General features: G+C 66.7%; 25 protein-coding genes. 5 read left to right on the forward strand and 20 right to left on the reverse strand.

Going from position 1 to position 25,236, the window contains the following annotated elements; all coding sequences use genetic code 11:
- Genes KXD98_RS17910 through KXD98_RS17960 form a run of 11 tightly spaced genes read right to left on the reverse strand, consistent with a single transcriptional unit; the run spans nucleotide 1 to nucleotide 11,351 of the window.
- Nucleotides 1–654: a TetR/AcrR family transcriptional regulator gene (locus tag KXD98_RS17910; RefSeq protein WP_260759697.1), complete on the reverse strand. Its 654-nt coding sequence runs from the start codon at nucleotides 652–654 to the stop codon at nucleotides 1–3.
- Between the two features lie 52 nt (nucleotides 655–706).
- Nucleotides 707–1,549, reverse strand: a complete 843-nt coding sequence (locus tag KXD98_RS17915; RefSeq protein ID WP_260759698.1) for an SDR family NAD(P)-dependent oxidoreductase — start codon at nucleotides 1,547–1,549, stop codon at nucleotides 707–709.
- Nucleotides 1,546–2,370 carry an alpha/beta fold hydrolase gene (locus KXD98_RS17920; RefSeq protein WP_260759699.1) on the reverse strand — a complete coding sequence of 275 codons (825 nt, stop codon included), beginning with the start codon at nucleotides 2,368–2,370 and terminating at the stop codon, nucleotides 1,546–1,548. The genes KXD98_RS17915 and KXD98_RS17920 overlap by 4 nt, the downstream gene beginning before the upstream one ends.
- A complete protein-coding gene (locus KXD98_RS17925; protein WP_260759700.1) occupies nucleotides 2,367–2,957 on the reverse strand; it encodes an NADPH-dependent FMN reductase in 591 nt (196 codons plus the stop codon). The genes KXD98_RS17920 and KXD98_RS17925 overlap by 4 nt, the downstream gene beginning before the upstream one ends.
- Nucleotides 2,958–2,965: 8 nt before the next feature.
- Nucleotides 2,966–3,964 (reverse strand): cyclase family protein, encoded by a 999-nt coding sequence (locus KXD98_RS17930; RefSeq protein WP_260759701.1) that lies wholly within the window; start codon nucleotides 3,962–3,964, stop codon nucleotides 2,966–2,968.
- Nucleotide 3,965: 1 nt separating this feature from the next.
- Entirely contained in the window at nucleotides 3,966–4,802 is an 837-nt protein-coding gene (locus KXD98_RS17935; protein WP_260759702.1) for a coniferyl-alcohol dehydrogenase, read from the reverse strand.
- 1 nt (nucleotide 4,803) lies between these two features.
- Nucleotides 4,804–6,123 carry an LLM class flavin-dependent oxidoreductase gene (locus KXD98_RS17940; protein WP_260759703.1) on the reverse strand — a complete coding sequence of 440 codons (1,320 nt, stop codon included), beginning with the start codon at nucleotides 6,121–6,123 and terminating at the stop codon, nucleotides 4,804–4,806.
- A 6-nt stretch (nucleotides 6,124–6,129) separates the two neighbouring features.
- Nucleotides 6,130–7,920, reverse strand: a complete 1,791-nt coding sequence (locus KXD98_RS17945) for an FAD-binding protein (RefSeq protein ID WP_260759704.1) — start codon at nucleotides 7,918–7,920, stop codon at nucleotides 6,130–6,132.
- Nucleotides 7,917–8,837, reverse strand: coding sequence for a 3-carboxyethylcatechol 2,3-dioxygenase (locus tag KXD98_RS17950; RefSeq protein WP_260759705.1), 921 nt, complete (start codon nucleotides 8,835–8,837; stop codon nucleotides 7,917–7,919). The genes KXD98_RS17945 and KXD98_RS17950 overlap by 4 nt, the downstream gene beginning before the upstream one ends.
- Nucleotides 8,785–10,488: a bifunctional 3-(3-hydroxy-phenyl)propionate/3-hydroxycinnamic acid hydroxylase gene (locus KXD98_RS17955; protein ID WP_260759706.1), complete on the reverse strand. Its 1,704-nt coding sequence runs from the start codon at nucleotides 10,486–10,488 to the stop codon at nucleotides 8,785–8,787. The genes KXD98_RS17950 and KXD98_RS17955 overlap by 53 nt, the downstream gene beginning before the upstream one ends.
- Nucleotides 10,485–11,351 carry an alpha/beta fold hydrolase gene (locus KXD98_RS17960; protein WP_260759707.1) on the reverse strand — a complete coding sequence of 289 codons (867 nt, stop codon included), beginning with the start codon at nucleotides 11,349–11,351 and terminating at the stop codon, nucleotides 10,485–10,487. The genes KXD98_RS17955 and KXD98_RS17960 overlap by 4 nt, the downstream gene beginning before the upstream one ends.
- 144 nt (nucleotides 11,352–11,495) lie before the next feature.
- Here KXD98_RS17960 and KXD98_RS17965 point away from each other — a divergent pair, with 144 nt between their 5' ends.
- Nucleotides 11,496–12,203 (forward strand): IclR family transcriptional regulator, encoded by a 708-nt coding sequence (locus tag KXD98_RS17965; RefSeq protein WP_260759708.1) that lies wholly within the window; start codon nucleotides 11,496–11,498, stop codon nucleotides 12,201–12,203.
- Nucleotides 12,204–12,231: 28 nt separating this feature from the next.
- Nucleotides 12,232–13,848, forward strand: a complete 1,617-nt coding sequence (locus KXD98_RS17970) for an FAD-dependent oxidoreductase (protein WP_260759709.1) — start codon at nucleotides 12,232–12,234, stop codon at nucleotides 13,846–13,848.
- Nucleotides 13,849–13,886: 38 nt separating this feature from the next.
- On the opposite strand, the gene KXD98_RS17975 is transcribed toward KXD98_RS17970, so the two are convergent.
- Nucleotides 13,887–14,756 (reverse strand): ArgK/MeaB family GTPase, encoded by an 870-nt coding sequence (locus KXD98_RS17975; protein WP_260759711.1) that lies wholly within the window; start codon nucleotides 14,754–14,756, stop codon nucleotides 13,887–13,889.
- Nucleotides 14,757–14,864: 108 nt separating this feature from the next.
- On the opposite strand from KXD98_RS17975, the gene KXD98_RS17980 reads away from it, so the two are divergent.
- Nucleotides 14,865–15,629 carry an SDR family NAD(P)-dependent oxidoreductase gene (locus KXD98_RS17980; RefSeq protein ID WP_260759712.1) on the forward strand — a complete coding sequence of 255 codons (765 nt, stop codon included), beginning with the start codon at nucleotides 14,865–14,867 and terminating at the stop codon, nucleotides 15,627–15,629.
- Nucleotides 15,626–16,387, forward strand: coding sequence for an SDR family NAD(P)-dependent oxidoreductase (locus tag KXD98_RS17985; protein WP_260759713.1), 762 nt, complete (start codon nucleotides 15,626–15,628; stop codon nucleotides 16,385–16,387). The genes KXD98_RS17980 and KXD98_RS17985 overlap by 4 nt, the downstream gene beginning before the upstream one ends.
- Before the next feature lie 17 nt (nucleotides 16,388–16,404).
- Here the strand turns inward: KXD98_RS17985 and KXD98_RS17990 are convergent, their stop codons facing one another.
- The 4 genes from KXD98_RS17990 to KXD98_RS18005 are packed head-to-tail and all read right to left on the reverse strand — an operon-like array spanning nucleotide 16,405 to nucleotide 20,479.
- Complete coding sequence (locus KXD98_RS17990; RefSeq protein WP_260765281.1) at nucleotides 16,405–17,169, reverse strand: enoyl-CoA hydratase/isomerase family protein; 765 nt, start codon at nucleotides 17,167–17,169, stop codon at nucleotides 16,405–16,407.
- A gap of 8 nt (nucleotides 17,170–17,177) precedes the next feature.
- Entirely contained in the window at nucleotides 17,178–18,260 is a 1,083-nt protein-coding gene (locus tag KXD98_RS17995; protein ID WP_260759714.1) for an acyl-CoA dehydrogenase family protein, read from the reverse strand.
- The gene (locus KXD98_RS18000; RefSeq protein ID WP_260759715.1) at nucleotides 18,247–19,062 is read right to left on the reverse strand and encodes an acyl-CoA dehydrogenase family protein; all 816 of its coding nucleotides are present in this window, start codon (nucleotides 19,060–19,062) and stop codon (nucleotides 18,247–18,249) included. Before KXD98_RS18000 ends, KXD98_RS17995 begins: the two co-directional genes overlap by 14 nt.
- Nucleotides 19,040–20,479, reverse strand: coding sequence for a class I adenylate-forming enzyme family protein (locus KXD98_RS18005; RefSeq protein ID WP_260759716.1), 1,440 nt, complete (start codon nucleotides 20,477–20,479; stop codon nucleotides 19,040–19,042). Before KXD98_RS18005 ends, KXD98_RS18000 begins: the two co-directional genes overlap by 23 nt.
- 116 nt (nucleotides 20,480–20,595) lie before the next feature.
- On the opposite strand from KXD98_RS18005, the gene KXD98_RS18010 reads away from it, so the two are divergent.
- A complete protein-coding gene (locus KXD98_RS18010) occupies nucleotides 20,596–20,928 on the forward strand; it encodes a 2Fe-2S iron-sulfur cluster-binding protein (RefSeq protein WP_260759717.1) in 333 nt (110 codons plus the stop codon).
- On the opposite strand, the gene KXD98_RS18015 is transcribed toward KXD98_RS18010, so the two are convergent.
- From KXD98_RS18015 to KXD98_RS18030, 4 genes are all read right to left on the reverse strand, one after another.
- The gene (locus KXD98_RS18015) at nucleotides 20,916–21,980 is read right to left on the reverse strand and encodes a CaiB/BaiF CoA-transferase family protein (protein WP_260759718.1); all 1,065 of its coding nucleotides are present in this window, start codon (nucleotides 21,978–21,980) and stop codon (nucleotides 20,916–20,918) included. The two genes, KXD98_RS18010 and KXD98_RS18015, sit on opposite strands and share 13 nt — an antisense overlap.
- 156 nt (nucleotides 21,981–22,136) lie before the next feature.
- Nucleotides 22,137–23,093: an LLM class F420-dependent oxidoreductase gene (locus KXD98_RS18020; RefSeq protein WP_260759719.1), complete on the reverse strand. Its 957-nt coding sequence runs from the start codon at nucleotides 23,091–23,093 to the stop codon at nucleotides 22,137–22,139.
- A gap of 82 nt (nucleotides 23,094–23,175) precedes the next feature.
- A complete protein-coding gene (locus KXD98_RS18025) occupies nucleotides 23,176–23,598 on the reverse strand; it encodes a cobalamin B12-binding domain-containing protein (RefSeq protein WP_260759720.1) in 423 nt (140 codons plus the stop codon).
- Nucleotides 23,599–23,600: 2 nt separating this feature from the next.
- Nucleotides 23,601–25,190 carry a methylmalonyl-CoA mutase family protein gene (locus KXD98_RS18030; RefSeq protein ID WP_260759721.1) on the reverse strand — a complete coding sequence of 530 codons (1,590 nt, stop codon included), beginning with the start codon at nucleotides 25,188–25,190 and terminating at the stop codon, nucleotides 23,601–23,603.
- Between the last annotated feature and the right edge of the window lie 46 nt (nucleotides 25,191–25,236).

Below are 25,236 nucleotides of genomic sequence, written 5' to 3' on the forward strand. Positions count from 1 at the left end.
TCAGGGCGTCTCCGTCACTGGGGCGTGCCAGAGGCCGATGATCGCGTCGATCAGTCCAGTCGCCGCGTCCTGCCACGACGCTCGGGCCACCGGTGAACCCTGGGCCAGCAGCCGCTCGCGATCGGCACAACTGTGCATCAACAGGTTACGGCCCATGATGTTGCGCTCGACTCGGACGTCGACAGGCAGGTCGGGCAGGCATCCGTTGATCCCGTCGAGCACCCGGACCAGAGACGACGAGGACAACGCATCCTTGACGATCATGTTGTGGTAGGCCGGGTCGGTCATCACCTGCGCGGCAAATCGCGCATACCAGGTGGGATTGCCCAGCGCAGCAAGGTGATCGGTCAGTGGGCAGACCAGCGCAGCCACCCAGTCCCGCATATCGGTGGAATCCCCGATCGCGGCCACCCGTTGCTCGCGCAACTGCTCGATCGGGCCGCGGTGCTTGTGCTCGATGGCCCGCACCAGGTCGGTCTTGGTGCCGAAGTGGTAGCCGACCGCGGCATTGTTGCCCTGTCCGGCGGCCTCACTGACCTGTCGGTTGGACACCGCGAACACCCCGTGTTCGGCGTAGAGCCGTTCGGCGGCCTGCAGGATCGCTTCCTGGGTACTGGAGGCGCGGTCGGCGCGGAGACTCCGGGCAGTGGTCACCCTGTCAGTGAACCCCGTCACACTGCATAAGTCAAGCGACTGATTTAACAGTTCACGAACCCCCGTCCGAGACCGATTTGCGAGCGATCACCTTGCCGGCAACCGTGCCGCCGTCGACCGGAAGTACGGTGCCGGTCACGTATCGCGACCGGTCGGTGGCGAAGTACAGTGCCGCTTCGGCGACGTCCTCGGCAGTACCCTCGCGTTTGAGCGGACGGTCGTCGCGCATCTGCTGTCGAATTCTGGTCTCGAACTTCTCCAGCCGTGCCCGGTCCTCGTCGGTGGCCGAGGATGCGAGAATCGGAGTCGGAATGTTGCCGGGCGCAATGCAATTCACCCGCACCTCGTAGTGTGCGAGCTCGATCGCGGCACACTTGGAGAAATGGATGATCGCCGCCTTGGACGCCCGGTAACTCGACACCCCCCCGCCGGCCTGGATGCCGCCGATCGAGCCGAGGTTGATGATCGACCCACCTCCCTGATCGGCCATGTGTCGGGCCGCGTCGCGCGTGCCGGCCATCACACCGAGCAGGTTGACCCGCATGACCCGGTCGAACTCCTCGAGGTCTTCGTGGAACAGGCCCTTCTTCAACGGGCTGGAAATCCCGGCGTTGTTGACCATGACGTGCAGACCACCGAACTCTGCGACCGCAGCGTCCACCAGCGCACCAACCTCGGCTTGCTCACCGACATCGGTGTGCCGGTATACCGTGCGGCCCCCCGCGGCGTTGAGCTCGTCGGCCAGGGCCCGGCCGAGGTCGTCACGGACGTCGGCGATCAGCACCCCGGCGCCTTCGGCCGCGAACCGCGCGGCGATGCCGCGTCCGATGCCGGACGCACCACCGGTGACGATCGCGGTTTTCCCCGACAGTTCTGCGCCCGCCGTTCCCGTCATCGTTCGATCCCTTCGAAAAAGTTCAACAACAGCGCGTTGAGTGCCTCGGGCTGCTCGATCTGTGGACAGTGACCGGCCGCGGAGACGACGGCCGAACTGGCGCCGGTGATCTGCCCGGCGATCTCGGCGGCCCATCCGGGCGGGAGCAGCTTGTCGGCGCCACCCTCGACGATCAAGGTGGGCACGCTGATGCGGTGATAGGCCCGGGCACTGCTGGGGCTGGCCGGCGGCTCCAGGCCGGGACGGCGGAACCGCGCTGCCGCCAACGACTCCCAAGCACCGGGGGCGACGCTGGACTCGTAGCGTCGCTGCACGTAGTCCTCGTCGGCCGGATAGGACGGGTCGGCGAACAACGCGGCGACGATCTTGCGCATGCCCTCGACAGTGGCGTCATAGTCGTAGAGCGCGCTGACGTGCTCGTTGCGCTGGATCTCGCCGCCACCGCAGATCGCCACCAGACTGCGGGCCGGCAGCAGGGGATTCTCGGAGGTGGCGTCGACGAGCAGGTTGATCGCACCCATCGAGTTGCCGACGAAATGCGCGTTGTCCACTCCCAACACGTCGCAGAAGCGGGCGATGTGACGGATGCGCAGGCCGCGCCCGTCGGTGAAGTCGACGACCTTGGCCGACCCGCCGAAACCGAGCATGTCCGGCGCGAGCACGTGGTAGCGCCGGGCCAGCACATCGATCGTGTGTTCCCAACCGATCTGCGCGCTGGCGCCGAACTCCCCACCATGGAGCAGCACCACCGAGTCCCCGCTACCGGCCTCCAGATAGCTGGTGGACAAACCGTCCACCGATACGCTGCGCTGGGCGCTCACGCGGAGCCCCGCGCGGTCTGCGCGAATGCCAGCAGTTGGCTTGCCAGCAGCTCCAACTGGTTGGCCACGGCTTTGCCCTGTTCGGTGTCGGCCAGCTCGCCAGAGGGGTCCCAGATCGGGTCGGCCGAGTTGATCGCCACGCCCAGCGGAGTCGGCCAAGCACGCAGCGCGTGGCCGATGCTGCGCAGCTGGGTCAGCGTGCCGACGGCGGCCTGCCAGCCGTAGGCGCAGCTGATGCAGCCCCACGGTGTGTTGTCCAGGTACACCCGCGGGTCTTCGCGAAGGTCCTCGATGTAGTCCAGCGCGTTCTTGACCAGACCCGACACCGCGCCGTGGTAGCCCGGTGATCCGACCACGACCGCGTCAGCGTCGCGCAGCGTCTTGACCAGTTCGAGCGCGCGCGGGGTGCGCTCGAGCTCATGGGGCGCGTACATCGGCAGGTCGAGGTCCTCGGCGCTGAACAGCCGGGTCCGTCCGCCGAGCCGTTGCACGGCGTCCAGGCAATAACGCAACGCCCGCTCGGTCGACGAATTGGCACGCAGCGTGCCGCCGAGGCCGACGATGAAGGGTTGGTTGCTTTCGGTCACGGACACCCTCACTTGATCGCAATGGGACTGACAGGCGCTCCGACCGCACCGACAACCTTCAACGGCGGTGCGACGAGCTGAAATTCGTAGACGCCGTCGGCCGCACAGTCCGCAGCCAGCGGTCCGAGATCCCAGTATTCGCCGAGCATCAACCCCATGTCGCGCAGACACAACATGTGCATCGGCAGGAAGGTACCGTCGACGCCGTTGGCGGGATTCGGGTCTTCGACCATCAGGTTGTCGGCAGCCACGGCGGCGACGTCGTGGTCGTGCAGCCACGCCGCGCACGTCCAGTCCAGACCGGCGCCGGGCTCGCCGCCTTCCCCGGTCGACAGGAAGCGGGTCCACCACCCGGTGTGCACGACCACGATGTCACCCGAGCGGATCTCGACGCCCTGTCGGGCGACGATCTCGTCGAGTTCGTCGGGCGTGATGGTCGTTCCGGGCTCGCAGAACACCTCGGCGCCGCGGTGGGCCACCACATCGAGGAGCACCCCGCGTGAGGTGATTCCCTTGGCGTCGACCTTCTCGATGCCGAGGTGGAAGGCGCCGAAGCTGGTCACCGAATCCGCCGGGAAGCCGTTGTAGAGCTTGTCCTCGTAGTACACGTGCGAGAGCGCGTCCCATTGCGTCGCGGCCTGCAGCGGCATCACGATCATGTCGTCGTTGAAGCGGAACGGGTTCTCGGCGAAGAACGCGCTGACGTCGGCCGCCACGGCGTTGCGCAGCCACTGCGGACCGTACTTCACCAGGGTGGCCGCGTCGCCGCCGTCGACGGTCATCGTGTGGACGGGGTTCTGCCGGAACTTGAACGCGCCCTGGGGTCCGCCGGAGCCGAAGTCCCCGCCCAGCGAGATGACCTTGCCCTTCCTCACCGTCGCAGCCGCTTCGGCGACCTTCTGCGCGGTGATGAGGTTCAGTGTGCCCAGTTCGTCGTCGTCTCCCCACCGCCCCCAGTTACGGACCCGGTCCGCCGTCCGCCGAAAATCGCTCATGCTGCCGGCCACGTCAACTCCTCTGTGTCACTTCGGGTTCACCGAGGGAGAGGGCGAACCGCTCTGCTGAGATGCCACCATCGGTCCACACCACCTGACCGGTGATATAGCCGGCCGCGCGCCCGCCGAGGAACACCAGCATCGCGGCCTGCTCCTCGGCGGTCGACACCCGGCCCAGCGGCGCGGTGAACGAATCGAGATACTGCTGGCCGTAGCGCGACCGCAGCTGATCGAGGATCGGGGTCTCGGTGACCCCCGGCGCTGTGCAGTTGATCCGGATGCCTTGGGCACCCAAGGCAGCGGCGCGGCGTATCCCGTAGAGGATGATCGCCTCTTTGGACTGCCGGTAGCCGCCGTCGGCCAACGCGCCGGGGTGGTCCGCACACCATTGCAGTCCCTCCTCCACCGAGCCGGTGTCGAGAAGACCGGCGGTGGTGCGCGCGTGGTCGCGGTACCCCGAAGCGGCCAACGAGGACACGTTGGTGATGGCCGATCCCGGCGGCATACGGTCGATCAGGCTCTCGGTGAACTGCCGCATTCCCAGGAAGTTGATCCGCATGACCAGCAGCGGATCCCCGATCCCCGAAGACACCCCGGCGACGTTAAACAGTGCGTCGACCTCACCGTCGATCGCGGCGACCGCTGCATCCACCGACATCGGATCGGCCAGATCAACGGAGACGAAATCATCTGCCCTGGTGCCGTTTTCCGGCGCTCGCCGGTCCAGACCCGTCACCCGTGCACCCAGTTGGGCGAGTTGATGGGCTACCGCGGCGCCGATGCCCGACGCACACCCGGTGACGACCGCGTGCCTGCCGTCGTAGCGGACCAGCTCATCGAGCGCGTCCACGTTAGCCCGAGGCCTCCTTGACTGCCTTGGCCTGCTTCTCCTGTTCGGCGGCCTTGACGCGGCCCTCATTGATCTCGGCCATCGCCTCGGGGATCTCGCCGGCGGTGAACTTGCCGCCCCGGCCGGTCGGCAGCCCGCCGAACGCGTAGGTCTCGTCGAACAGCGGTGCATCAGACGGCCGGCGCCGCGACTCCACTTTCTCGATCACCGGCTCGAGACGCTTGGCCTTGTCCTTGACCGCCTTCTCGTCGCGCTCGATGAACTCGGGCAGGATCTCCTTGCCCATGATCTCCAACGATTCCATGGTGCCTTCATGGCTGCGCGGGTTGAGCAGCAGGATGATCTCGTCGACACCGCTGGCCTCGTAGCCGCGCAGGAACTCCCGCACCGTGTCCGGCGAGCCGATGGCGCCGCGGCCCGGGCCGTAGGCCAGCGTCGGGTCCTCCTTCACGGCGTTCTCGTACAACTCCCACACGCCTGTGCGCCCGGGGGTATGCATACCGTTGATGTAGTAGTGCATGATGCCGAACGAGAAGAACCCGCCGCCGATACCGAGCCGCTGTAGGGCTTCCTCGTCGGTCTTGGCGACCATCATCGACAGGTCGCCGCCGATCGCCAGGATGTTGGGGTTGATGGCCGGAGTGACCGGTGCACCCTGCTCCTCGAACTCCTTGTAGTACCCGTTCACCCGGTCCCTCAGCGCTTCGGGGCCGGTGTAGGCGAAACTCAGAGCACCGATGGCCTTCTGGGCCGCCATCTGTACCGACGACGGGCGGGTGCAGGCCACCCACACCGGCGGGTGCGGGTTCTGAAGCGGCTTGGGGATGACGTTTCGGGCCGCCATCTCGACATGCTCACCTTTGAATCCGCTGAACGGTGCCTCCGTCATGCAGCGGATCGAGACTTCCAGCGCCTCTTCCCACATCGTGCGCTTGTCGGCCGGATCGATGTTGAACCCGCCGAGCTCGGCGACTGAGGAGCCCTCACCGGTGCCGAACTCGACACGTCCGTTGGACAGGTGGTCCAGCGTCGCGACACGCTCGGCGATACGTGCCGGATGGTTGATCGGCGGCGGTAGATGCATGACGCCGAAACCGAGCCGGATGTTCTCGGTGCGCTGGCTGGCCGCGGCCAGGAACATCTCCGGCGCCGTGGAGTGGCAGTACTCCTCGAGGAAGTGGTGCTCGGTGAGCCACACCGTGGAGAACCCGGCTTTGTCGGCGAGTTCGACCTCGTCGAGCCCGTGCTGAAACAGCTGGTGCTCGTCGTCCTCGGTCCAGGGCCGCGGCAGCGGGAATTCGTAGAACAGGGATATCTTCACTTTCGGTTACCTCCTTGAAGATTCAGGGCTGTCGATGACGGACGGTGGTCTGTGGTCTGGCTCGGTAGCCGCGATGTGCTGTGCGGCGATGTAGCCGAACGTCATCGCCGGCCCGATCGTGGCTCCGGCGCCGGCATAGCTGCGGCCCATCACCGCCGCCGAGGCATTGCCGACGGCGTACAGTCCGCGGATCGGGGTCTCGTCGGACCGCAGCACCCGGGCGTGTTCGTCGGTGCGCAAGCCGCCCGACGTCCCGAGGTCGCCGAGGATGATCTGGAAGGCGTAGTACGGCGGTTTGCCGAGGGGGTGCAGATTCGGGTTGGGCAAGGTCGGATCGCCGTAGTAGTTGTCGTAGGCACTGTCGCCGCGGCCGAAGTCATCGTCATGACCGCGCCGCGCGAGATCGTTGAACCGCTCTGCGGTCGCCCGCAACTGGGCCGGCGGCACCCCGATCTTGGCGGCGAGTTCCTCCCAGGTGTGCCCTTCGTGCACCACACCGGAGTCCAGCCACGCCGAGGGGATCTTCCAGCCCGTCGGCACCGGGGCAAACGGGATCTTCGGCAGCGGCAGGTGTCCGGCGACGACGTAGCGGTGAAACGATCGGATGTCGGTAATCAGCCAGCACGGGATGTGGGTGACACCGGCACGCTCGCCGTCGATCATCGCGTGGGCGAAGTCCATGTACGGGGCGGCCTCGTTGATAAAACGCTTGCCCTCGCCATTGACCACGAACTGTGACGGCATCATGCGTTCGTTGAGCATGAACTGCAGACGACCATCCGGCCAGCAGATCGCCGGGAACCACCAGGCTTCGTCGAGCAACTCGGTGGCGCCACCGACCTTCTCCCCCGCGCGTATCCCGTCGCCGGTGGCCACCGGGTTGCCGAAACTCCAGTCCGTGTCCGCACCGGCCAGGTCGGTGACTCTGCTCAGTTCAGGCAGGTGCTGGGTGCGCCACGCCATGTCGTGGTCGAACCCGCCGCTGGCCAGGATCACGCCTCGGCGCGCCGCGATGCGTTGCGCCACCCCGTCGCGCTCCACCACCGCGCCGATCACAGCGCCGTCGACATCGGTGATCAGTTCCGTCATCGGAGCCTTGAGCCACAACGGGATGTCCTGCTGGGTCATTGCCAACCGCAGCCGCGCCGCCAGCGATTGTCCGATCGCGGCCATCCGGTCGCCGAACACCCGCGCCCTGACCATTCGCCAGATCAACTTCAGCAGCACCGCCTTGCCGCGCCACGACTGTCGGACCTGGTAGAACAACCGCAAATCCTTGGGAGCGAACCAGATCCCCTTGGGGGCCAGAGCCAGCGGGGCCAGCAGATTCTCTTCCTCGTCGCCTAGGACGCGCAGGTCGATCTCCGGGACGTTGATGGTGCTGCCCAACGCCGAACCGCCGGGCAGTTCCGGGTAGTAGTCGGCATAGCCGGGCTTCCAGACGAATTCCAGCCAGGAGCTGAGGTTCTCGAGGAACTCCATCATCACTGGTGCGGTCTCGACGTAGGCACGCAGCCTGGCATCGCTGACCAGACCACCGGTGATGTGCTTGAGGTAGACGAACACGTCGTCGGGGTCGGGGACGTGCCCTTCGCGGCGCTGCGACGGCGCGCCGGGCACCCAGATGCCGCCCCCGGACAACGCGGTGGATCCGCCGAAGCGGTCCGCCTTCTCGACCACCAGCGTCTGAAGGCCCGAGTTCCGTGCAGCCAACGCCGCGGTCATGCCACCGCCTCCGGATCCGATCACCAGCACGTCGGTGACGTGATCGAAGGGCTGTGTGACTGGCGAATTCATGTTGCGGACACCGCCGTTCGGACCGCGAATCCCGCGATCAGGTCGGGAGCAGCGCGATAGTAGCGACTGCTGGTCTGGTAGGGCCCTTGTGCGCTCATCGCGGCGAAGGCCGCGACCCACGTCCGGACCTCGTGGGCGGAGTTGCCCGCCTGTCGGGCGATCCAGGTGTTGTCCCAGCCATCGACCTCAGACAGCCTGCCGGTGTCGACGAGATCCAGGAACGACTTGTCCCATTCCGGGTTCAGCGGCGCCAGCGAGCCCTCGCCGGCGGCGAACTGCCGGGCCGCTTCCATCACCGCGCTCTGGCGACTCTGGCGCTGCTCGGCGGTCATCGGCACGCCGCGCACGATCCGATCCAGGGCCGCGGGCGGAGCAGTGGCCAGTGTGGGTACCGGCGGATCATGGGACAACCCGCCCGAGCCGATCACCAGAACGCGCTTGCCGAGGGTGGCCAGATACCCACCCACGGCGGCGCCGAGCGCACGGACCCGTCGCATCGGGCCCAGCGGGGTGGCGACCGAGTTGACGAATACGGGCACGACCGGCTTGGCGGTGGCATCTCCGAACAACTTCTGCAGCGGCTGGACGGTGCCGTGGTCGACGTCCATCTCTGCCGAGATGGCCACGTCGACATCGGCATCCAGTACCGCACGGGCACAGTCGGTGGCCAGGTCGGCGGGAACATTCAGCGGCCCGGAATAGGTCCCGTAGTCCCCGACACCACGTGCCGCGGTGCCGATGCAAAATGGCGGCATAGCGCGGTAGAAGAAGCCGTTGTAGTGGTCCGGCGAGAAAATCACCACCAGTTCAGGGTCGAACGCCGCCACGACATCACGGGCTACACCGATCGCCGATTCGATGTCGTCAAGGAGTTCGGCCGACGGACCCGGAAGGTTGAGCAGAGGGCTGTGCGACATGGCGCACAGCGCGATCTGGCTTTTCATCAGAATGCGGGCCTCCTTCCTCGGTGAGATGCAGAACGCCGAACAAGGCCTGCGACACCTCAGGAGCGCGCTGGGCGATGCAGGCGCCGGCGATGCAGCGGTCCGGGCGCAGGAACAGCACCGAATCGGTGTAGCCGTCGAACCATTTCTTCAATGCGCCGGTGCGGTCGCCGATCACGACAACGTCGGTATCGTCGTGTCCCGGCCAGTGCAGCTGGGTCATCGGGCGAGCCTCGATGAATCTGGCACCCAAGGCCTTCCAGCGCGCGAATGCGCTGTCCCCGAGCACCGCCCGCAAATTGTTGCTCCAGCACAGCACCGCGAACCCGCTGCCGGCCACGTCGTCGAGCAGGACGTCCCGCCGGTCGCGGGTGTCCACCCGCGGCTGGATGAACAACGTGCCGGTCGGTGAGTCCGCACCGGGCGGCCGCTGATGATGCACCGCGCCCTGCAGATAACGGGGCATCGGCTTGAACCGCATCTCCAGCACGTAGCGCTTCAGCGTGGGCACCGCCGAGGCCGCGTGGATCACACGGTCACGCAGCGCCGCGATGCGGCGATTCGTCGGTGAGATGACCCGACCGACCATCGTGGACAAATCGATCATCGCCCGCGCGTGCTTACGACGCTCGACGTCGTAGCTGTCGAGCAACGCGTCGTGCGCCTGCCCGGTGACCACCACCGCGAGCTTCCACCCGAGGTTGGCCGCATCCCTGATGCCACTGTTGTAGCCCTGGCCCTGCCACACCGGCATCAGGTGGGCGGCGTCGCCGGCCAACAACAGCCGGCCCTGCCGGAAAGACCCGGCGATGCGCGAGTGATGGGTGTAGACCCGATGCCGGATCATGTCGACCCGATCTGGGTAGGGGACCAATCGAGCCAGCATCTGTCGGACGAATGCGGGGTCATCGGCCTGCTCGTCGGTCTCGTGGGGGTGGATCAGGAACTCGAAGCGTCGGATGCCATGGGCGATCGCGATCGACACATATGGGCGGCGGGGGTCGGCGCCCACCTCACTGTTGGGATGGCCGAGTGGGTCGTTGGCGCAGTCGACGACCAGCCATCGTGTCGATGAGGTGGTGCCGTCGAACGACACCCCCATCAGCCGCCGGGTGGCGCTGCGACCGCCGTCGCAGCCGACCACGTAGCGCGCGGTGACCGGCGGCTGGCCACCGGCGAATTCGACGGTGACGCTTTCGCCGTCGTCGGTGCAGTTCTGCATCTGGTGCGCGAACCGCACCTCGACGCACTCGAAGCGGTCGAGACCGGCGAACAACTCGGCGTCGACCATCGGCTGGACGAAACCGTTGCGTTTGGGCCAGCCGAATCGTGCGTCCGGCGGAGCCATTTCGGCCAAGAGTCTGCGGTCGGCATCGAAGAACCGCAGGATCTGGTTGGGCACGGTGTGCGGCAGTACCCGGTCGACGAGGCCGATCGACTGGAACGTGCGCAGCGCCTCGTCATCCAGACCTACCCCGCGCGGGTAATCGATGAGAGTGTCGCGCTCGTCGACAACCAGGGTGCGGACCCCGTGCAGCCCAAGAATGTTCGCCAACGTCAGACCAGACGGTCCGGCACCGACGATGAGGACGTCGACGTCGGGGTGTTGTGTGGTGGGCTTCATGCGCGCCCCAACAGAAAGTCCAGGTGCAGCCGGTCGAAGGTCTTGGCGTCCTCGTACTGGGGCCAGTGACCGCAGCCCGGCATCACCTCGAACCGGGCACCAGGGATCATGGAGGCGATACGGCGTCCCTCATCGACGTCGGCGGTGGGATCGTCACTGGTCCAGACCACTAGAGTCGGCGCAGTAATCGAGCCGTACTCGTTAGGGCCGAGAAGGTTTCGCGCCCGGATCGCTGGATCCTGCAGGGCCATGATGTTGCGCATCGCTTCGGCGAACCCGGGCTGCCGGTACACCCGCTGCCGGCTGGCCACGACGTCGTCGTAATCCTTGGTCTTGTCGGCCATCAACCACTTGATGCGCGCCTGCACGGTCTCCCACGTCGGGTTCTCCGCGGCTGCCATCGACAGTGTGATGATGCGCTGCATCACGTCGGGGTCGGCTTGGGAACCACCGGCGGTGTTGAGCACCAAGCGATCGACTCGGCCGGGGTGGTCGATCGCCATCCGTGCAGCCACCCAACCGCCCAGCGATTCCCCGCTGATGTGCGCGTGGTCGGTGCCGATGGCGTCCAGAACAGCGACGAGATGGTCGATATAGTGCGGGATCTCGAGCGGATGGCCGGGCTTGTCGGTGTAGCCGTGGCCAAGCATGTCGATCGACCAGGTGGAGAAATGCTCGGCGTGGGCTTCCAGGTTGCGCACGTAGGCCTCGGCGTGCCCGCCGGAGCCGTGCAGGAAAACCAGCGCCGGTTTGGCGGTGTCGCCGGCGTGCAGATAGCGCGTGCGCACGCCACCGGCGTCGAGATAGCCCTGGGAGAACGCGACGCCCTGCAGGTCGCTCCAGACACTCTCGAACTCCGTCACCGCACTCCACCTTCCGACGAGAACCCTTGACGGCGAGAATTGAATTCTCGTACTTTGTAAGCGTTCTGCTCATTTATCGCACGTACATGTGCACTATAGTTAGAGCATCACTCTCGTGACAGGTTTCTGTCAAGGAAGGTCCGCATGACTCGACCGCCCGCCGAATCGGTTCCCGCCGGCACCGCAGTGCCCGGATCGCAGACGTTGGCTCGCGGACTGAGTGCGCTGCAATTGGTCGCGAGCTCCCCCACCGGGCTGACCGTCGCCCAGGTGGCCGACGACATCGGCGTCCATCGCACGATCGCGTACCGATTGCTCAGCACGCTGGCGCAGTTTCGCTTCGTCGCCAAGGGCGAGGACGGCCGTTACCGGTCGGCGGCGGCGCTGGCGGTGCTGGGTGCGTCCTTCGACAACAACATCCGGCAACTCTGCGTGCCCACGTTGCGCGGCCTGGCCGACGAGTTGGGCACGACAGTGTCGCTGCTGGTGGCCGAAGGTGACCAGCAGGTCGCCGTCGCGGTCATGGTGCCGTCCAACGTCTACTACCAACTCTCGTTCCACGAGGGCAGCCGCTACCCGCTGGACCGCGGTGCAGCCGGGATCGCGCTGCTGGCGAGCATGCCGCCCCGCCCAGCGGAGCGAGACCTGGTCGGACAGGCCCGCCAGCAGGGATGGGTGATCACCCACGGCGAGATCGAACCCAATACCTATGGATTGGCCGTTCCGGTGCGCCGCCGGCCGCCGTCTCCGCCCACCTGCATCAACCTGATCTCACACCGCGAGGACGTCGTCGAACATGGCCGAGATGCGGTGATCCGGGCCGCCGCCGAGTTGTCGGCGGTGCTGTCTTGACCACCGCCCCGTCAGGAAGGAGACACCGGTGACCGACTGGGACCACGAGGTCGATGTCGTCGTGCTCGGCAGCGGGGCCGCGGGCTTGACCGCCGCGCTCACCGCCGTGGTGCACGGGGCGTCGGTAGAGGTTTACGAGAAGGCAGCCACGGTGGGCGGCACCAGCGCGGTATCGGGCGGTATCGTGTGGATCCCGGCGCACAACCGTTGCGCCGACGGCGAATTGAGCGTCGAAGACGCGATGGCCTATCTGCACGCGCAGTCGCTCGGTGTCATGGACGACCACCTGGTGGCGACGTTCGTGCGCACTGGCGCGCCGATGCTGGACTTTGTCGAAGCCCACAGCGAGCTTCAGTTCGAGGTTGCCGAGGGCTTTCCCGACTACAAGCCCGAACTGCCCGGTGGACGGCCAACCGGGGGACGGTCTCTGAACACCAAGCCGTTCGACCTGACGAAGCTCGGCGAGTGGCGGGACCGGATCACCTCGTTCCCCGCCGATTTCAGCAATGTCGGGATCGACGCCGAGACCCGCGCCCGGATCCACGCCTCCGTCGACGACGATTCCGGTGATTACTGCGTCGCCGGCACCTCGCTGATTGCGGGGCTGCTGCACGCTGTCCGTACTGCCGGGGTGACCCCGCACACCGAAGCCCGCGCAGTAGACCTCGTCGCCGATGCTCTCGGGATCACCGGGGTACGGATCGACAAGGACGGCAGGGAAATTCGTGTGCGGGCACGGCGCGCGGTGATCCTCGGCACCGGTGGCTTCGAGTGGGATGCACGGCTGGTCGAGGCATACCTGCGAGGCCCGATGCGCGGCGCGGTGTCACCGCCGAACAACACCGGCGATGGCCTGCGGATGGCGATGGCCCACGGTGCCGACCTGGCGAACATGGGCGAGGCCTGGTGGGTACCGATCGTGCAGATCCCCGGCGACACCTTCGCCGGGCACCCACGCAGTCGCAGTGTCCGGTTGGAACGCACCCGCCCCCGCAGCATCATCGTCAATAGGGCCGGCCGGCGTTTTGTCAATGAGGCCGGCGAATACAACTCGATGGCCGGCCCCTTCCACTACCTTGACCCCAGATTGGGCTACGCCAACGACCCGGCGTGGATCGTCTTCGACTCGCTGCACCTGAAGCACTACGGCTTCCTTGGCGTCGATCCCGACGGTCCGGTGCCGGAATGGTTCTGCCAGTCAAGCGATCTCGACGAGCTCGGCGAGAAGACCGGCATCGACTCCGACGGGCTGGCCCGCACGCTGGAGGCGTGGAACGCCCATGTCGCGGCTGAGCATGATCCGGACTTCGGGCGCGGATCGAGCGCCTACGACGGCTACTGGGGTGACGCCAACGCCGCCAGCACCGCCGGCAAGACGCTCGGTCCGATCGACACGGCGCCGTATTACGCGGTCCCGGTGTCGGTCGGGGCAATGGGCACGAAGGGCGGCCCCCGCACCGATGCGGACGGCCGGGTGCTGCACGTTTCGGGGACCGCGATCACCGGTCTTTTTGCTGCCGGTAACGCGATGGCCGGTGCAACCGGCAAGGCCTACGGCGGTGCCGGCGGAACGCTGGGACCCGCGATGGTCTTCGGCTACCGCGCCGGCTTCACCGCCGCGACCGGCCGGTCGGTCGAGAGCTGAACTGCCCACCGTCGGCGACCATGGCGTCGCGGCAGGGGTCAGGTCCCCCGGGCGATCAACCGGGCCGCAGCCGTGTACGGATCCGAACGCCCTTCGGCGACCGACGCGGCGACGTCGTCGAGGTCGGCGTGCTGACGTAAGAGGGTCTGGGCCAGTGACAGGATCTGCGAGCGGGCCCGCGCGGCACGGCGCTGGGGGTCATCGGACCGATGGGTGGCCTCGATGGCGTCCATCAGCTCGGTGATGCCCTCCCCCTGCGCGGCAATCAGTTTCACGATCGGCGCGGCGGTCTCTGCCCGGAGGTCACGCACCGTCTGGTCGGCGCCCTCGCGGTCGGCCTTGTTGACCGCGACGATGTCGGCGACCTCCAATAGGCCCGCCTTCGCCGCCTGAACCGCATCACCGGCGCCGGGATTGAGGATCACGACGGTGGGATCGGCGACCGCGGCAATCTCGATCTCCGACTGTCCCACGCCGACGGTCTCGAGGATGACCAGGTCGAAGCACAGAGCCGACAGCAGCGTGATCGACGCCGGGACGGCCGCCGCCAGCCCTCCGAGATGACCCCTGCTGGCCACCGACCGGATCAACACGTCCGGGTCGTTGATATGCGCGGCCATCCGGATCCGGTCGCCGAGCAGCGCCCCACCGCTGTAGGGCGAGGACGGATCGACGGCCAGCACAGCGACCCGCTTGCCGCCTGCGCGGTAGGCCCCTACCAGCGCACCCACCGTGGTCGACTTGCCGGCACCCGGCGGTCCGGTGATTCCCACGACGCGGGCCGGCACCACCTCGCCCAGCGCCTCGAGCACCGCGTCGCGCTGTCCGCCCTCCATGTAGCTGAGCAGCCGTCCGGCGGCCCGGGGCGAGCCGGCGCGGGCGGCGGCGACGAGCTCGTCGATGGTCACGCCTGGAACAGTACGCAGCCCGCTCACCTCTCTTCACCCGTTCCGCCAGTCAGCCGAGAATGATATTCTCTCCTACCGAGAGTCAGCATTTCAAGAAGGGTCGTTCACATGCAGATCGCCGGCAGTTCGGCAGTGGTGGTGGGAGGCGCGGGCGGTCTGGGTGAGGCGACCGTGCGCCGACTCAACGATGCGGGCGCCAAGGTCGTCGTCGCCGACCTGGCCGATGAAAAGGGCAAGGAACTCGAGCAGGAACTCGGGGTGCGATATGTCCGCACCGACGCCACCTCCGAGGAGTCGGTCAACGAGGCCATTGCTGCAGCACAGTCCCTTGCGCCGCTGCGCATCTCGATCGATACGCACGGCGGCCCGGCCAGCGGTGGCCGACTGATCGGCAAGGACGGGTCGCCGCTGGACCTGGAAGGTTTCCGCACCACCATCGAGTTCTACCTGACCGCGGTCTTCAACGTCATGCGACTGTCCGCAGCGGCCATCGCCACCACCGACCCGCTCGAGGAGGGCGCACGCGGCGTCATCGTCACCACCGCGTCGATCGCCGGCGTCGAAGGCCAGATCGGCCAGCTGCCGTACTCGGCGGCCAAGGGCGGGGTGTTGGGCATGACCCTTGTCGCCGCGCGCGACCTGTCGCCGCTGGGAATCCGAGTGGTGACCATTGCGCCGGGGACCATCAACACCCCGGCCTACGGGAAGGCCGCCGACCAGCTCGAGCAGTACTGGGGCCCGCAAGTGCCGTTCCCGAAGCGGATGGGCCGCTCGTCGGAGTATGCGCGCCTCGCGCAGAGCATCATCGAAAATGACTACCTCAACGGCGAGGTGATCCGGCTCGACGGGGGGCTGCGATTCCCGCCGAAGTGAGCAGGGAGGCGACCCGTCCGCTGGAGGGCCGCGTGGCATTCGTCGCCGGCGCCAGCCGCGGCATTGGTGCGACCATCGCCGTGGCACTTGCCGAGGCCGGTGCAGCGGTCGCGGTGGCCGCCCGCTCGGAGACCGAGGGCAAGCTGCCTGGCACAATCGGCGCGGTGGCACAGACGATTTCGACCGTCGGCGGTCGCGCGCTACCGGTGCGCTGCGACGTCACCAGCGAGGATTCGGTAGCGGACGCAGTCAGCGCCACCGTCGCCGAATTCGGCGGCATCGACATACTGGTGGCCAACGCCGGCGTGCTGTGGATGGATTCCATCGAGGCAACACCGCTACGGCGGTGGCAGCTGTGCCTCGACGTCAACACCACCGGCGTCTTCCTGGTCACCAAAGCCGTCATCCCGCATGTGCGCGCCCGCGGTGCCGGATCGCTGATCGCGGTGACCACCACCGGTGTCACGATGACCGACCGTGGCGCGAATGCCTACTGGGTGTCCAAGGCCGCGACCGAGCGGCTCTATCTCGGGCTGGCCAGCGACCTGCAGCCCGACAACATCGCCGTCAACTGCCTGAGTCCCTCTCGGGTGGTACTGACCGAAGGTTGGCGGGCCGCCGGCGGCGGGATCGAGATCCCGCCGGAGATGGTCGAACCGCCCGAGGCGATGGGCAGGGCCGCGGTGTGGCTCGCTCAGCAAGACGCCAGCGGCGTAACCGGAACTATCCAGCGCTCCGAATCCCATACCGCGGAATAGCATTCCGCGACGAGTGGCTACTTCTTGGAGATCAGCCCATCGACGATCTTGTTGAAGTCGGCGGTGCCGAAAGATACGTACTCGGCCAAATTCGCGTAATCCAGCGATGCCATGACCGATTTCTCCAATTGGATGTTCATCAACCGCTTGGTCGCCTCGACTGCCTGCTGGGGTAGTTCGATCATCTTCTTCGCGCAGGCCACGGCCTCACCGAGAGGATCCGCCACCACATGGTTGGCCAATCCGAGTTCTACGGCGCGCTGCGCCTTGATCCGCACGCCGGTGAGCGCGAACTCCTTGGCCTGCAACAGACTGATCTGGGAACCCCACACCAGCGGTCCACCGTCGGCGGCGACCAGACCGATCGACACGTGTGGGTCGGCGAAGAAGGCGTCCTCGGCGATGTAGACGACGTCGGACAGCGCAGCCAGGCTGCAGCCCAGACCGACGGCCGGACCGTTGACGGCAGCGATCACCGGGATGCGGCAGCGCACCATGCCGATCACCAGGTCGCGGCCGTGCTTGATCGTCTTCTGTCGCAGGGCCTCGTCGTTGCGCAGCTCGTCGAGGTAGTTGAAGTCACCGCCGGCCGAAAACGCCCGGCCCGCACCGGTGATGACGGCGGCCCGCGCACCGGTGTCCTCGTTGAGTTCCTCCCAGATCTTGGCCAGCCCGACGTGCAAATTGTCGTTGACCGCGTTGAGGTCGTCGGGCCGGTTCAGCGTGATGATGCGCAGTGCATTGTCGGCCTGAACATCGATTTCTTCTGGCATGCCGTACATCTGAAGTCTCACAATCCTAGGATTCGTTGCGCGATGATGTTCTTCTGGATCTGTGACGTGCCGCCCATGACACTCTGGGCGCGGCTGTACATATAGGCACCGAACATCTCGTCGTCTCCGGTGCCCACGGTCGTCAGGGCCGCATGCCCGACCGACTGCTCAGTCCACGTCATCAGCAGCTTGTCGAGTGACCCTCCCGGGCCGTGGGTGATGCCGTCGAGCTGCTCGGAGAGCCTGCGCCGCACGTGCAGTCGCAGCATCTCGGTCTGCACCCAGGCCCACGAGAGCTCCTCCGGCGGCGCTCCCTGCACCTGGGACGCCAACTGCCGCACGGTCTTTCCGTATCGCGCGGAGAAGCCGAGAGTAGACGGCTCGCGTTCATGGCTGACCACTGTCATCGCCAGTTTCCAACCTTCTCCCGGGGCGCCGACCATGTTCTCGGCGGGCACCCGCGCACCGTCGAAACTGACCTGGCCGAACTCCTTGGTCACGCCGCTGATCATCTTCAGCGGGCGCTGCTCGATACCGGGCTGATGCATGTTGACGATGAACGCCGAGATGCCTTTGTGTTTCGGCAAGTTCTTGTCGGTGCGCGCCAACACCAGACACCAGTCGGCGACATCGGAGTAACTGGTCCAGATCTTGTGTCCGGTGATCAGGTACTCGTCACCCTCTTGGACCGCGGTGGTGGTCAGCGACGCCAGGTCCGATCCCGCTCCAGGCTCGGAGAAGCCCTGACACCAGCGCTCAGTGCCGTTGATCATCCCGGGCAGGAACCGCTGTCGGAGCTCTTCACTGCCATGGTGGCTCAGGCCGACGACGAGATAGCCCAAGCTCGGCCGAGCGGGTGCACCGGCTTTCGCGATTTCCTCGTCGACGATGACGTCGTACACCGGGGGGAGATCCTGCCCGCCGTACGCCTTCGGCCACGAGGTGCCGAAGAAGCCGGCCTCGAACAAGGCCTGGTGCCACTCGCCGGCCTTGGCCCAGTACGCATCGCCGGAAGTCGGGAATTTACCCTTCTGCTCGGTCAGCCAGCCGCGCAACCGTTCCCGAAAAGCAGCCTCGTCGGGCGAATCACGAAAGTCCAATGGTCAGCTCCTCCAGCTTCACGGGCCAGGCCTCGGTGGCGGTCAGTACACGTCGCAGATAGACGTGGGCCAGACATTCCCAGGTGTTGCCGATACCGCCGTGCACCTGGATCGACGTTTCGCACACGGTCAACGCGGCGCGTGTGGTGTAGATCTTGGCGACCCGGCCGGCCTCGATCGCCTCGGCGACCGGCAGTTCGTCGACCGCCCATGCAGCGTGGCGCGTCACGCTGATCGCGCCCTCGATCAGGGCCAGGCTTTCGGCGAGCAGATGCGCGACAGCCTGGTAGGACCCGATGGTGGCGCCGTACTGGGCACGCACCTTCGCGTACTCGGTGGCCAGTGCGTGCGTGCCCCGGGCGGCGCCAAGGATGTCGGCGGTGGTCGCCGTCAGCGCGAGCGCATACCAGCGTCCGGCCTCCTCGTCCGCGAGTTCAGAGAGCTCAGCCGGTGATTCCGTCACGCCTTCCAAACTGTTGGTCAGATCAACGGTCGCGGTCCTGGCGGGCTGGTCGGATACCGCGCGCCCCAGGCGGGCGGCCAGGTCGTCGAGCAGCACCGGCCCCAGGAACGGCACATCGACCAGGCCCCGCCCGAACTCCTCGGCCACCAGGGCGACCTCGACCGCCGATGCGCCATCAGAACGTAGGGTGCGAAATCCGGTGGCGTCGACCGCCTTTTCCAGCCGCCCGAACCGGCTCTGGTCCTCCAGCTCGGCCACCGAGCCCGGCCCCAGATCGGCGGCCAGTTCTGCGGCGGCGTCGCGCAATTGTCTTTGTTCACTGGTCAATCGGACGTCCATTGTTTCCTCCGCTCTTCGCGCAATCGCTCATCGCCCGCTCCCGTAACACTCGGCGAAGCACCTTTCCTGACGGCAGGCGCGGGATGTCGTCGACGAGGATGACGCGGCCGGGTTTCTTGTACGAGGCCAACCGCTCGGCCACCAGGCCGGCAAGGTCGTCGGGGTCCACTGCAGTAGCAACCTTGACCGCGGCCACGATGGCCTCCCCGTCGGCGGACGGCACGCCGAACACCGCGCAGTCCTCGACGGCGGGGTGTCCGTGCAGCACGGCCTCGATTTCGGCGGGCGCGACCTGGAAGCCACGCACCTTGATCATCTCCTTGGCGCGGTCGGTGATGCGCAACCAGCCGCCGCCGTCGAGGGTTCCGACATCACCGGTGCGGTACCAGGGACCCGAAAATGCCTCGACGGTCGCTGATTCCGGCAGGTAGCCGGCCATTACCGCCGCCGACCGGACCTGGATTTCACCCTCGGTGTCCGACCCGACCGGCTCTCCCGTCTTCAGCGACGCGATGCGCACCTGCACCGTGTCGACTGCGCGCCCGACGGTGTCCAGCCGCGCGTCGTCGAGGTCATTGCAGGAGATCACCGGCAGCTCACTGGCGCCGTAGGCCGTCACCCACTTCACGCCGGTACGTGCGGTGACCGTTTCGGCCACGCTCTCGGTGACCGGCGTTGCGCACCACATGATGTAGCGCAGCGAGCTCAGGTCGTAACGTTCCAGATCCGGATGCGCCGAGAGCGCCAACGCGATGGGCGCCACGGCCATTTCGATGGTGAGGCGGTCGGACTCGATGTGCCGCAGCATCATCTCGATGTCGAAGCGTCGGTGCAGCCGAATCCAGGCGCCGGTGTCCAGCGCCATCACGATGTTGAGCAAACCCAGAATGTGTGACGGCGGCGTCATGATCTGCAACCGGTCCGCCGAGGTCAATTGCAGTGCGCCCCGCCAGTGCCGGACCGCAGCGGCCAGCGACGTGTGGGTGTGCCGGACGGCTTTCGGCATGCCGGTGGTGCCCGAACTGAACACCAACACCGCGTCGGTGTCGGGGTCGGGATCGACCCGATGTGGTGACGATTCCACTGCGGGAACCGGCTCGTCGAGGTGGCGCATCGGCATCGTGTCGGCGAGTACCGGATGGTCCCCCACCGCGTGGGTGGGTTGGGTCAGCGAGATCGCGTGGTTGACCTCGTCGTGTTTCCACGCCGGGCTCAACAACACTGCGGCTGCTCCGAGTCGCCAGATTGCTCGTAGGGCGACGACGAACTCGGGACGGTTCGACGACATCACAGCGACACGGGAACCGTTGGCCACTCCCTGCCGCTGCAACACTTCAGCCATCCCTGCCGTCAAGGCGTCGAGATCGGCCAGGCTGTACTGCCGATCCTCGAAGGCGAGCGCCATTGGCTCACTCACGTCGCGCGGGCCCCTTCCGCAGGTAGCGATGTTTTGACAAGGGTGAGAGGGGTACCGCTTGTCGGGGAGAATAGTATTCTCCTATTATCAGAATGACAATGTCGAGAGAGGGTCCGATGACCGACCCGCAGGCACCGGGAGCAGGGGCTGCAGTGACAGAGCCGGGCGATGCCCAGGGCACCATCACCATCAAGTTGGACGGCAGCACCGCGTCGGTCCCCACCCGTCCGGGCGAGACACTCTTGGAGAGCGCGCGCCGAGCCGGAATGGGCCCGCCGTTCTCCTGCGAAGCGGGCAACTGCGGCACCTGTATGGCACTGGTGACCGACGGGGCCGCGACGATGCGGGTCAACGATGCGCTGACCGAGGACGAGGTGGCCGACGGGTACGTTCTCACGTGCCAGGCCGTACCCGACTCCCCGTCGGTGTCGGTCACTTACGACGATTGAGCCGAGGGAGATGACCCCTCGCGCCGCTCATCGAGTGCGGGCGCCGGACGGTAGACCGGGGTGTAACCCTCGATCCGGATCGGGCTGCCTACCAGTCGGAAGTCGCCGGCGCTGACCAGGACGTCCGGAGTGGCGGCTAGCGCTTCGGGCAACGTACGAACCGCGGCGACCGGGATGTTGAGCGGCCGTAAACGGGCTTCCCAGCGAGCCGCGGTGTCAGCGGACAGCGCTGCGCCGACAACGGAGAGCACCTCGTCACGCCGTGCGGCACGTTCAGCCATCGTGGGAAAGCCCTCGATCCCGGCTTCGGCGGCGAAGGCAGCCCAGAAAGCGTCGTGGGTGATGAACAGCGCCAGGTAACCGTCGGCAGTCGGAAACAATTGCGCTGGAACATAGTACGAATGCGCACCGTACGGATGACGCTGAGGCGCAACGCCGTCGTTGAGGAATGCCGCGGCGCGATAGTTCAGTTGCGAGAGCATCACATCCTGCAGGGACACGTCGACTTGGCCGCCACGACCCGACACGATCTGGGCCAGCAGACCCAGCGCCGCGGTCAGGCCGGTGGAGTTGTCCGCCGACGAATAGCCCGGCAACGTCGGTGGACCGTCGGGATCACCCGTCATGGCAGCGACGCCGGTCGCGGCCTGGATCACGTAGTCGAACGCCGGGTCGTCACCCCCGTCGAGGCCGAAGCCGGTCATGGCTACGCACACGATGCGCTCGTTGTACCGCTTGAGCGTTTCGTAGGTCAGCCCCAGCCGACGGATCGCCGACGGCTTCATGTTGACCAGAAGGGCATGGGAATCCGCGACCAGCTCACCGAGACGGGCACGCCCCTCGGCCGACCTCAAGTCGAGTATCAGGCTCTGTTTGTTGCGATTGAGGCTGGCGAAATAGCTGTCGCTGACCTGGCGGGAGATCTCACCGCCAGGCGGTTCGATCTTGATGACCTCGGCTCCGAGGTCGGCCAGCATCATGGTGGCGTACGGCCCGGCCAGCATCACCCCGACCTCGAGAATGCGAATTCCGGCCAGCGGCCCCGTGCTCACCGCGGTCCTCGGCTCTTCGCGCAAGCGCTCACCGCGGTCCTCGGCTCTTCGCGCAAGCGCTCACCGCGGTCCTCGGCTCTTCGCGCAAGCGCTCATCGCGGTCCTCGGCTCTTCGCGCAAGCGCTCATCGCGGTCCTCGGCTCTTCGCGCAAGCGCTCATCGCACCACCTTCGCGAGCTCCCCGATCACCTCGCGCGTCCGGTACTTCGATGCCACCAGCTCGTCACGCGTCTCACCGATCGGCAGCAGGCGCACCGACAGGTCGGTCACGCCCGCATCGGCGAACTGCTGGAACCGACGAAGGATCGACTCTTCGTCGCCGGCGGCACACAGATCTCCGACGTTGCGCGCGTCACCGCGGTCGAGCAGCTTCTGGTAGTTCGGCGACGTCTCGGCCTCGGCCAGGATCCGATTGGCTCGCTCTTTTGCCGCGTCGATCTCGGAGTTGGCGCACAAGCACACCGGGATCCCCGCCACGATGCGGGGCGCGGGTCGGCCCGCCGCTGCCGCCGCCTGAGTGATCTTCGGTGCGATGTGCTGGCCGATCGCCTTCTCGTCGGCCATCCACAGCACGGTTCCGTCGGCGCGCTCACCGGCGATCTGCAGCATCACCGGTCCGAGCGCCGCGACGAGCACCGGAAGCGGTTGTTCGGCACCCAGAACCGTCGGGTTGTGCACAGTGAACGTGTTGTTCTCGACGTCGACGTCACCCGGTCCGCGGAGAGCGGCGTTGAGCACCTCGAGGTAGTCGCGGGTATAGGCCGCCGGCTTGTCGTAGGGCAAGCCGAGCATGTCGCGCACGATCCAGTGGTGCGACGGGCCGACCCCGAGTGCGAGCCGGCCGGCAGCCATCGCGTGCACCGAAAGCGCCTGGCGTGCAAGCGCGATCGGATGCTGGGCTTGCAACGGCACCACGGCGGTGCCCAGCTCGATACGCGAAGTGTGTGCAGCCATCAGCGCCACCATGGTCAGGCAGTCGAAGTCGTTGGGCACCTGCGGCATCCACGCGGTGTCCAACCCCGCAGATTCCGCCCACTCGATGTCGGCGATCAGCTTGGCGACCTTGCGAGCCATGTCACCGCGCTCGGCCCCGATCATCACGCCTAATCTCATCGCCCTGCCTCCTCCGAGAGTGCGGTCAGATCGCGTTGAAGGCCCCGATGGCGCTCTGAGCGCTCTCTCGCCGAACCCGTTGTCACGACTGGTCCACCTTCTCCGTCAGCGCCCGCACCTCACGCACCAGATCCTCCAACGAGGTGCCGGTCGGAAACACCGCTGCCGCACCGGCATCGAGCAACCTCTGCACGTCCCCCTGAGGGATGGTGCCGCCCACCACGACGGCGATGTCCCCGGCGTCGGCGGCGCGCAGTGCATCCACGGTTCGCGTGGTCAGCGCGATGTGTGCCCCGGACAGGATCGACAGACCCACCAGTGCCACGTCCTCCTGCAGCGCGATCGAGACGATGTCCTCGATGCGCTGCCGGATGCCGGTGTAAATGACCTCGAAGCCGGCGTCACGCAGCGTGCGCGCGACGATCTTGGCCCCGCGGTCATGACCGTCGAGCCCCGGCTTGGCGACAAGGACCCGAACCGGGCGATCCAGAGTGGATTCCGCCATGACTAGAACACCACCGGCTGGGCGAATTCGCCCCATACCGACTTCAGTGTCGAAACCATCTCTCCCACCGTGCAATAGGCGTTGGCACAATCGATCAGGTTGTGCATCAGGTTGGCGTCGCCCTCGGCCGCTCGCGCCAGCGCCGCGAGGCTCTCCTTGACCGCGACACCGTCGCGGTCGGCCTTGACCTTAGCCAGCCGCTTGAGCTGTGTGTCGCGACCCTGCGCGTCGAGCTCGTAGGTGGCCAGGTCCGGCGGCGGCTCGTCGACGACGAACTTGTTCACGCCCACGACGGGCCGGACCCCGGACTCTACCTCCTGATGGATCTTGTACGCCTCGTCGGCGATCAAACCCTGCAGGTACCCGTCCTCGATGCACCGCACCATGCCACCGTGGGTTTCGAGATCGTGCATGATCTCGATGATCTTCTCTTCGGTGGCGTCGGTCAGCGCCTCGACGAAGTAGGAACCGCCGAGCGGATCGGCCACCTTCGTGACGCCGGTCTCGTAGGCCAGAATCTGCTGGGTGCGCAGGGCCAGCGTCGCCGACTCCTCCGACGGCAGCGCGAACGGTTCGTCCCAGGCGGCGGTGAACATCGACTGCACCCCGCCCAGTACTGCGGCCATGGCCTCGTAAGCGACTCGCACCAGGTTGTTCTGCGCCTGCGGCGCGTACAGCGATGCCCCACCGGCGACACAGCCGAACCGGAACATCGACGCCTTGTCCGTGGTGGCGCCGTAGCGCTCCCGCACGATCGTCGCCCACCGGCGCCGGCCCGCGCGATACTTGGCGATCTCCTCGAAGAAATCTCCGTGGGTGTAGAAGAAGAACGAGATCTGCGCAGCGAACTTGTCGATGGTCATCCGACCGCGCTCGACGACAGTGTCGCAGTAGGTCACGCCGTCGGCCAGGGTGAACGCCATCTCCTGCACCGCGTTTGCGCCGGCGTCGCGGAAGTGCGCCCCGGCCACCGAGATCGCGTTGAACCGCGGCACCTCGGCCGCGCAGAACTCGATCGTGTCGGCGATCAGCCGCAGCGACGGCTCCGGCGGCCAGATCCAGGTGCCGCGCGACGCATACTCCTTGAGGATGTCGTTCTGAATGGTGCCGGTGAGCTTCTCCCGCGGCACCCCCTTCTTTTCCGCAGCGGCGACGTAGAACGCCAGCAGGATCGCGGCAGTACCGTTGATCGTGAAGCTGGTACTGATCGCATCCAGCGGGATGCCGTCGAAGAGGATCTCCGCATCGGCGAGCGTGTCGACCGCTACGCCGACCCGTCCGACCTCCTCGCCGTACTCGGGATCGTCGGAGTCATAGCCGCACTGGGTCGGCAGATCCAGCGCTACTGACAGACCGGTGCCACCCTGATCGAGCAGGTAGCGGTAGCGGCGATTGGACTCTTCAGCGGTCCCGAACCCCGAATATTGCCGAAATGTCCAGGTCTTGCCCCGGTACCCGGAGGCGAAATTACCGCGGGTGAAGGGGTAGGCCCCCGGCGCAGGCGGGTCTGCGGACCGATCCTCGGGTCCGTACACAGGCGCCAGCGGAATCCCGGAGGGAGTCTGCACTGGCTCGTCGGCTGGTGGGGTCATCGGTGGATAACGTACTTGCAAAAAATGAGAATGCCAATACCGTCTG

The organism is Mycobacterium sp. SMC-4 (assembly GCF_025263265.1).
In the GTDB taxonomy this organism is placed as follows: domain Bacteria; phylum Actinomycetota; class Actinomycetes; order Mycobacteriales; family Mycobacteriaceae; genus Mycobacterium.

Bases quoted from the DNA above. Each gene is read 5' to 3' on its own strand.
- KXD98_RS18010 (WP_260759717.1), top strand. From the start codon at position 20,596: ATGACCGACCCGCAGGCACCGGGAGCAGGGGCTGCAGTGACAGAGCCG.
- KXD98_RS18030 (WP_260759721.1), bottom strand. From the start codon at position 25,190: ATGACCCCACCAGCCGACGAGCCAGTGCAGACTCCCTCCGGGATTCCG.
- KXD98_RS18025 (WP_260759720.1), bottom strand. From the start codon at position 23,598: ATGGCGGAATCCACTCTGGATCGCCCGGTTCGGGTCCTTGTCGCCAAG.
- KXD98_RS18000 (WP_260759715.1), bottom strand. From the start codon at position 19,062: ATGGACGTCCGATTGACCAGTGAACAAAGACAATTGCGCGACGCCGCC.
- KXD98_RS17980 (WP_260759712.1), top strand. From the start codon at position 14,865: ATGCAGATCGCCGGCAGTTCGGCAGTGGTGGTGGGAGGCGCGGGCGGT.
- KXD98_RS17945 (WP_260759704.1), bottom strand. From the start codon at position 7,920: ATGAATTCGCCAGTCACACAGCCCTTCGATCACGTCACCGACGTGCTG.
- KXD98_RS17950 (WP_260759705.1), bottom strand. From the start codon at position 8,837: ATGTCGCACAGCCCTCTGCTCAACCTTCCGGGTCCGTCGGCCGAACTC.
- KXD98_RS17955 (WP_260759706.1), bottom strand. From the start codon at position 10,488: ATGAAGCCCACCACACAACACCCCGACGTCGACGTCCTCATCGTCGGT.
- KXD98_RS17990 (WP_260765281.1), bottom strand. From the start codon at position 17,169: ATGTACGGCATGCCAGAAGAAATCGATGTTCAGGCCGACAATGCACTG.
- KXD98_RS17965 (WP_260759708.1), top strand. From the start codon at position 11,496: ATGACTCGACCGCCCGCCGAATCGGTTCCCGCCGGCACCGCAGTGCCC.
- KXD98_RS18020 (WP_260759719.1), bottom strand. From the start codon at position 23,093: ATGAGATTAGGCGTGATGATCGGGGCCGAGCGCGGTGACATGGCTCGC.
- KXD98_RS17915 (WP_260759698.1), bottom strand. From the start codon at position 1,549: ATGACGGGAACGGCGGGCGCAGAACTGTCGGGGAAAACCGCGATCGTC.